The organism is Dyella japonica DSM 16301 (assembly GCF_001010355.1).
GTDB classification, from domain to species: Bacteria; Pseudomonadota; Gammaproteobacteria; order Xanthomonadales; family Rhodanobacteraceae; genus Dyella; species Dyella japonica.
On sequence record NZ_JPLA01000159.1, the window covers coordinates 1 to 409 of the forward strand.

Annotated in this window: 1 protein-coding gene; it reads right to left on the minus strand. The window is 43.5% G+C overall.

Going from position 1 to position 409, the window contains the following annotated elements; genetic code table 11:
- The coding region (locus Y882_RS20400) for a hypothetical protein (protein ID WP_046973430.1) at positions 1–409 on the minus strand (409 nt) is incomplete at both ends.

Below are 409 nucleotides of genomic sequence, written 5' to 3' on the forward strand. Positions count from 1 at the left end.
CTACAGTAGTGTCACCTGCGGCTACAGGTTTAACGGTCAGTACATTACCACTAATCTCAGCAGTAGCTTTACCACTGTCAAGCTGGGGCTTAATGGACAGAGTACCAATCAAAGAGCCAGCAGGCAGGGAAGAAAACTTAACTGTTTTACCATCGGTAATATCATCAGCTACTGATAGAGCCAACGGACTTGGATAAGCAACAATAGAAGCTACTTCAGGTGGTTCCTGAACTCCTACACCCAGCAGAGAAGAACTCTCGATAGTAGTACCGTTAGCATCAGTAACGATGACTTTATAAGTACCAGCAGATTCAGCAGTTACTGCATGGTTAATAAGAGTTGCAGTTTTAGCTGTAGGATTCTCTCCGGAATCAATATCAGTGAAAGCAGCACCTACAGTATTAGCTTT